General features: G+C 65.1%; 7 protein-coding genes and 2 pseudogenes. 8 read left to right on the forward strand and 1 reads right to left on the reverse strand.

What is annotated here, in order from left to right; genetic code table 11:
- Positions 1 to 94: 94 nt before the first annotated feature.
- The 8 genes and pseudogenes from ACSSV8_RS19745 to ACSSV8_RS19780 form a co-directional block, all read left to right on the forward strand.
- A pseudogene (locus ACSSV8_RS19745) lies at positions 95 to 265 on the forward strand (erythrose-4-phosphate dehydrogenase); the annotation flags it as partial.
- Positions 208 to 1,452: a phosphoglycerate kinase gene (locus ACSSV8_RS19750; protein ID WP_454283618.1), complete on the forward strand. Its 1,245-nt coding sequence runs from the start codon at positions 208 to 210 to the stop codon at positions 1,450 to 1,452. The pseudogene ACSSV8_RS19745 and the gene ACSSV8_RS19750, both read left to right, overlap by 58 nt.
- A gap of 3 nt (positions 1,453 to 1,455) precedes the next feature.
- Complete coding sequence (gene fba, locus ACSSV8_RS19755; protein WP_454283619.1) at positions 1,456 to 2,505, forward strand: class II fructose-bisphosphate aldolase; 1,050 nt, start codon at positions 1,456 to 1,458, stop codon at positions 2,503 to 2,505.
- The gene (gene tpiA, locus ACSSV8_RS19760) at positions 2,505 to 3,230 is read left to right on the forward strand and encodes a triose-phosphate isomerase (RefSeq protein ID WP_454283620.1); all 726 of its coding nucleotides are present in this window, start codon (positions 2,505 to 2,507) and stop codon (positions 3,228 to 3,230) included. Before fba ends, tpiA begins: the two co-directional genes overlap by 1 nt.
- Positions 3,223 to 3,912, forward strand: a complete 690-nt coding sequence (gene rpe / locus ACSSV8_RS19765; protein WP_454283621.1) for a ribulose-phosphate 3-epimerase — start codon at positions 3,223 to 3,225, stop codon at positions 3,910 to 3,912. Before tpiA ends, rpe begins: the two co-directional genes overlap by 8 nt.
- Positions 3,905 to 4,558: an HAD family hydrolase gene (locus tag ACSSV8_RS19770; protein WP_454283622.1), complete on the forward strand. Its 654-nt coding sequence runs from the start codon at positions 3,905 to 3,907 to the stop codon at positions 4,556 to 4,558. Before rpe ends, ACSSV8_RS19770 begins: the two co-directional genes overlap by 8 nt.
- Before the next feature lie 3 nt (positions 4,559 to 4,561).
- Positions 4,562 to 5,209: a phosphoglycolate phosphatase gene (gene gph, locus ACSSV8_RS19775; RefSeq protein ID WP_454283623.1), complete on the forward strand. Its 648-nt coding sequence runs from the start codon at positions 4,562 to 4,564 to the stop codon at positions 5,207 to 5,209.
- A 266-nt stretch (positions 5,210 to 5,475) separates the two neighbouring features.
- Positions 5,476 to 5,655 (forward strand): hypothetical protein, encoded by a 180-nt coding sequence (locus ACSSV8_RS19780; protein WP_454283624.1) that lies wholly within the window; start codon positions 5,476 to 5,478, stop codon positions 5,653 to 5,655.
- Here ACSSV8_RS19780 and ACSSV8_RS19785 read toward each other — a convergent pair.
- Positions 5,624 to 5,988 (reverse strand): annotated as a pseudogene (locus tag ACSSV8_RS19785) (Tn3 family transposase); the annotation flags it as partial. The gene ACSSV8_RS19780 and the pseudogene ACSSV8_RS19785 overlap by 32 nt on opposite strands.
- Positions 5,989 to 6,144: the final 156 nt, after the last annotated feature.

Here is a 6,144-nt window from a genome sequence, read left to right on the forward strand (position 1 = left end):
ATTAACGGTACAATATGAAAATTAAGGGTACAAACCGCCATTGATTTTATGGGACAAATTCAGGCCCGATTCTGATTAATTAGGGTACAGTGACACCAATGTCAGCATGGATTTCAACCATGACAGCCGCTCCTCGATCTTTCACATGGATCAGACGCGGGTGATGGAGAACCGGATGTGCCGCATCCTGAGCTGGTATGACAACGAATGGGGTTTCTCCAACCGCATGGCCGATACCGCCGTCGCCATGGGGAGGCTGCTGTGATCCGGGCCATCTCCGACATGGACGTGGCGGGCAGGCGGCTTGTCGTGCGCGCCGATCTCAACGTGCCGATGGCCGAGGGGAGCGTGGCCGACGCCACCCGCATCGCGCGCTTTGCCGAAGGGATGCGGCCGCTGCTGGAGAAGGGCGCGGCGCTGGTGGTGCTGTCGCATTTCGGGCGTCCGGGGGGCAAGCCGGTGGCCGGGGCCTCGCTGCGCCATATCCGCGACGATCTCTGCCGCGCGCTGCAACGCCCGGTGCGCTTTGCCGAACATGGGGCCGCCGCCGAGGAGGCCGCGCATCTTGCCCCCGGCCAGGTCCTGCTGGTCGAGAACCTGCGCTTCGATCCGGGCGAAGAGGCCAATGACGAGGGCTTTGCCCGCCGCCTCGCAGCACTTGGCGATCTCTATGTGAACGACGCCTTTTCCTGCGCGCATCGGGCGCATGCCTCGACCGAGGCGTTGGCGCGGCTTCTGCCCTCTGCGGCCGGGCCGCTGATGATGGAGGAGCTGAGCGCGCTGCAAGCGGCGCTGGAAAACCCTGCGCGACCTTCGGTGGCGATTGTCGGGGGTGCCAAGGTCTCGACCAAGATCGCGGTGCTGAAAAACCTCGTGGCCAGGGTCGATCACCTGATCGTCGGCGGCGGCATGGCCAATACCTTTCTCTTCGCACAAGGCGCTCCGATGGGAAAATCGCTGCACGAGGCCGACCAGATCGCCACCGTGGCCGAGATCATGGCGCTGGCCGGAACAGCGGGCTGCACCATCCACCTGCCCGCCGACGTGGTGGTGGCGCGCGAGTTTCGCGCCGGGGCCGAGGCAGAGACCCGGCCCGCCGATGCCTGCCCCGAGGATGCGATGATCCTCGATGCCGGGCCGCGCGCCGTGGCCGGGTTCACCCATGTGCTTGAGGGCGCGCGCACGATCCTGTGGAACGGCCCGCTCGGGGCCTTCGAGATCGCACCTTTTGATGCCGCCACCGTGGCGCTTGCCCGTGTCGCCGCCGATCTCACGCGCGGCGGCACGGTGGTCAGCGTTGCGGGTGGCGGCGATACGGTGGCCGCGCTCAACGCGGCGCAGGTCACCGATCAGTTCACCTATGTCTCGAGCGCCGGTGGCGCGTTTCTCGAATGGCTCGAAGGCCGCACCCTGCCGGGCGTGGCCGCCCTCATGCAAGACGAAAAGGTTTGACCCATGGCCCTCATCACGCTTCGCCAGCTTCTCGATCACGCCGCCGAACATGGCTATGGCGTGCCCGCCTTCAACATCAACAACATGGAGCAGGGGCTTGCCATCCTGCGCGCGGCGGCGAAATGCGACGCGCCGGTGATCTTGCAGGCCAGCCGCGGCGCGCGCTCTTACGCGGGCGACATCATGCTGCGCCACATGATCGAGGCGCTGGCCGAGATGTATCCCGCGATCCCGATCTGCATGCATCAGGACCACGGCAACAACGAGGCGACCTGCCTTTCGGCGATCCGCCACGGCTTTACCTCCGTCATGATGGACGGCTCGCTGGAAGAGGACATGAAAACCCCCGCCTCGTGGGAGTATAACACCACCATCACCGAGCGCGTGGCGCGCATGGCGCATTGGGTGGGCGCTTCGGTCGAGGGCGAGCTGGGCGTTCTGGGCAGCCTCGAGACCGGCCAGGCCGCCGAGGAGGATGGATCGGGCGCGACCGGCACGCTCAGCCACGACCAGCTTCTGACCGACCCCGTCGAGGCGGAGGCGTTCGTTCGGCTCACCAAGGTGGACGCGCTCGCCATTGCCTGCGGCACCAGCCACGGTGCCTACAAGTTCAGCCAGAAACCCACCGGCGAGACGCTGGCCATCTCGCGCATCGAGGAGATTCACGCGAAGATCCCGCATGTGCATCTGGTCATGCACGGCTCGTCCTCGGTGCCGCAATATCTTCAGGATCTCATCAACGCGCATGGTGGCGAGATGCCCCAGACCTGGGGCGTGCCGGTCGAGGAGATCGAGCGCGGCATCCGCTCGGGCGTGCGCAAGGTCAATATCGACACCGACAACCGCATGGCGATCACCGGCCAGTTCCGCAAGGTGGCCATGACCAAACCGACCGAATTCGATCCGCGCAAGTTCACCATCCCGGCGATGGAAGAGATGCAGGCGCTCTGCCTCGACCGGTTCGAGCGGTTCGGCACCGCCGGCAATGCCAGCAAGATCAAGGCCATCCCGATGGATGACATGGCGCGGCGTTACGCCGACGGGACGCTCTGATGCGGCGCAGGATCGTGGCGGGCAACTGGAAGATGAACGGGACGGTGGCCGATCTGGCCACGGTCGCGGAAATCTCGAACGCCGCGAAACCCGCCGCCTGCGAGGTGGTTCTGTGCCTGCCCGCGACGCTCATCCGCTCGGCGCGCAACCTTGTCGGGATGGAGCTTGGCGGGCAGGACTGCCACGCGCGGCCCTCGGGCGCGCATACCGGCGATATTTCCGCGCCGATGCTGCGCAATGCGGGCGCGGGCTGGGTGATCCTGGGCCATTCCGAGCGCCGCTGCGATCACGGCGAGAGCGACGCGCAAATCGCGGCCAAGGTGCTGGCGGCGTGGGAGGCGGGGCTTACGGTCATCCTGTGTATCGGCGAGACCGAGGCGCAGTATCGCGCGGGCGAGACGCTTGACGTGCTCGCAGCGCAGGTAATGGGATCGCTGCCCGAGGGCGCGACGCCCGCCAATACCGTCATCGCCTATGAGCCGGTCTGGGCCATCGGCACCGGCCTCACGCCCGGACCCGACGAGATCGCCCGCACCCATGGCTTCATCCGCGCGCGCCTGCCCGACCCGGCGCTGTCGATCCTCTATGGCGGCTCGGTGGGGGCCACCAATGCGGCTGAAATCCTCGCATTGCCGGATGTCGACGGGGCCCTTGTCGGCGGCGCATCGCTCAAATCCGAAAGCTTCATCCCCGTCATTCACGCCACGGAGGCCGCTCATGTCTGACCGTTCCATCAAGATCGCCCCCTCCATCTTGTCGGCCGATTTCGCCGATTTCGGGCGCGAGATCGAGGCCATCGAGGCGCAAGGCGCCGATTGGGTCCATGTCGATGTGATGGACGGGCATTTCGTGCCCAATCTCACCTTCGGCCCGCCCGCCGTTGCCGCCTTTCGTCGCCATGTCACGACGGTGATGGATGTGCACCTGATGATCGCGCCGGTCGATCCCTATATCGACGCCTATGCGCAGGCGGGGGCCGATATCCTGACCGCGCATCTCGAGGCCGGGCCGCATATCCACCGCACGTTGCAGGCCATTCGCGGTGCCGGCATGAAGGCGGGGCTGGCGCTCAACCCCGGCACGGGGATCGAAGCGGTGGCGCATCTTCTCGACATGGTGGACCTCATTTGCGTGATGACGGTCAATCCCGGCTTCGGCGGGCAGAAATTCATCCATTCCCAGATCGACAAGGTGCGCACCTTGCGCGCCTTGATCGGCGACCGGCCCATCCATATCGAGATCGACGGCGGCATCACGCCCGAGACCGCGCCGCTGATGGCCGCTGCCGGGGCCGATGTGCTGGTCGCCGGATCGGCGGTGTTCAAGGGCGGCAGCGTCGCCAATCCCGCGCCCTATGGCGAGAATATCCGCGCGATCCGGCAGGCCGCCGAGGCCGCCCGTGCCTGAGGCGCTGATCTTCGATGTCGATGGCACGCTCTCTGAGACCGAGGAGGTGCATCGCCGCGCCTTCAACGAGAGTTTCGCCGATTGGGGGCTTGGCTGGCACTGGGACCGCGCCGATTATGCGCGGCTTCTGAAAACCACCGGCGGCAAGGAACGCATCGCCGCCTTCATGGCCGAAATCGGCGCAACGGACGTGGATATTCCCGCCCTCCACGCCGCCAAGACCGCACGCTACACTGCGCTTGTGGCGAAAGGCGAGATGCCGCTGCGCCCCGGCGTGGCCGACCTGATCGCGCGCGCCCGTGCCAAGGGCCAGCGTCTTGCCGTCGCCACCACCACCTCGCGCCCCAATGTCGAGGCACTCTGCCTTGCCTGCTTTGGTCGCCCCGCCGAGGCCGTTTTTGACGTGCTGGCCTGCGGCGACGAGGTGGCGGCCAAGAAACCCGCGCCCGATATCTACCAACTGGCGCTCGACCGGCTCGGCCTTGCGCCCGAGGTCTGCCTCGCCTTCGAGGACAGCCGCAACGGGCTGCTGTCCGCGCGGCAAGCCGGGCTTGCGGTGATCGTCACGCCTTCGGCCTATACGGCGGGCGAGGATTTCACCGGGGCAGCGGCCGTCCTGCCCGATCTCACCCATTACACGGAGTAAGCCATGACAGGCGCCATTGTCTTTGATCTCGACGGCACGCTGGTGGACAGCGCGCCCGATATCGCCGCTGCCGCCAACCGCGTGCTGGCGGAGATGGATCACCCGGCCCTGCCGGTGCCGCTGCTCACGTCGTTCATCGGCCATGGCATTCCCAATCTGGTGCGGCTGGTGATCGACACGCTGGCGCTCGATCCCGCCATCCATCCCGAGATGAACAAACGGATGCTCGCGCAATATGGCGCGCGCCCCGCCGAGTTGACCCGGCCCTATCCCGGCGTGGTCGCGGCCTTGCAGTCGCTCCGGCGCGACGGCCACCGCCTGGGCGTCTGCACCAACAAGTATCGCGGCCTCTCGGTGCAGGTGCTGGACGCGCTCGATCTTTCGGATTTTTTCGAGGTGGTGATCGGCGGCGACACCCTGCCGCAGAAAAAGCCCGATTCGGCCCCGCTTCATGCCGCCTTTGCCGCGCTCGACGCGCCCCCGCTGCTCTATGTCGGCGATAGCGAGGTCGATGCCGAGACCGCCCGCGCGGCGGGGCGGCACTTCGGGCTTTACAGCGGCGGCTATCGCAGCACCCCGGTCGAAGACCTGCCCCACAGCTTTGCCTTCGACCACTTCGATACCTTGCCCGAATACCTTCGCGGGTTATGAGCCTCACAAATTCCTCAACGAGCATACTGGCAGCGTACCAAGTTTAGTCATGCCGCATATCGATCCTGCCACGCGCAAGTATCAGAGGTTCAGTCCTGCTATCCCACCGAGGCACATCAATGCCGTCGGGGCGCGGTTACAGCATCAGAGCCGGTCACAGATAACCGTGATCGTAGAAATCCATTCCAACTTGGAGAAGCGAGCCGAAATCAGTGCTATCGAGCCCAACGAGACGAACACTTCCACCACCAACCACATGGATAAGTGTGATTGAAGATGGCAGGCCAGAAATTGGCAGAGGTGATGTTGTGGTTGACCATTTCATAGAAAATTTCAATGGTCATAGAGACCTGCTGCAGGCTGCGATTGTTGGCCACTTCGACATCGCCGTTCTTGCGCGTATTCCACTCGGTTATCCGCATCAACTTCCTGCAACAGCTCGGTGATCCGTATGGCGGGCAGCCGGTCGTAGAGGTCAAGCACCAGTTCGTCCGCCTCTTCAGGCACCGCTGCGCTCAGGCGCTCGACATTGAGGATGCCGTTCTCGATCGACCCGCCGAGTGTGGCTCCGGCGCGCTCCGCCCGGCCAGCCGCGCCAGCCCATCGGCCATGCGTGCCGTGCGGTCGGCAAGCCAGGCTTCCGGATCGAGCGGCACTGCCAGTCTTGGTATGTCCTTCACCGCCTCGGCGGGAACCAGCGCCTGTTTCAGATCACCTTAGCGCCGGGATTGGGCGAGCCAGATATCGCCGGAGCGGAACGCATCCCGCAGATGGAACAATGGTCTTGCCCGGTTTTGGTTCCGGTCTCTTTGGAGCAAGGTTTGCCATGAAGCAGATATGGAGGTCGTGTCGCGAAGGTGGTGGAAATTTGAAGGTGGCGTAATCTCCGGGTGAACGAAACCCACCCAACCGGCGGCTGGCACCGCCAAGGAGAT

Source organism: Roseovarius sp. MBR-79 (assembly GCF_053628555.1).